Annotated in this window: 1 protein-coding gene; it reads right to left on the bottom strand. The window is 40.3% G+C overall.

What is annotated here, in order from left to right; translation table 11 throughout:
- Positions 1–301: hypothetical protein (locus A3757_RS03965; RefSeq protein WP_156506161.1), on the bottom strand; the 301-nt coding region annotated here is incomplete at its 3' end.
- Positions 302–355: the final 54 nt, after the last annotated feature.

The raw sequence follows: 355 nt of genomic DNA, 5'->3' as shown, positions 1-355 counted from the left end.
GAGCAGGAACCTTCAAAACCAACTTAACAATGGCATCTTTCAGGCGATCAACCAGTCCAGCCAGACTAGCAACAAAAGCCAGTAACAGGTTAGTCACCCTATATACAAAGTTGTTTTGATAAATTGAGGCCAAGGACTTTTCGAGACGCTCTTTGTTCTCGTGCATAAATTTCAGCACATCTCCTTGCGCAATTTTATCTTTTTCTTGCTGCCACCATTGTATTAGAGCGTGTACACGCTTTTGCTTTCGATTATTCGAATCAAGCGGATCATCCTGTAGATCTTTATCAGGCTGGCTCATAAATTCTTCTCTTACTCTAATAACTAACCAAGGAAACGCTTAGAGTAACAATAT

This window comes from Oleiphilus sp. HI0117, assembly GCF_001635235.1.
This window is presented reverse-complemented; position numbering and strand designations above follow the sequence as displayed.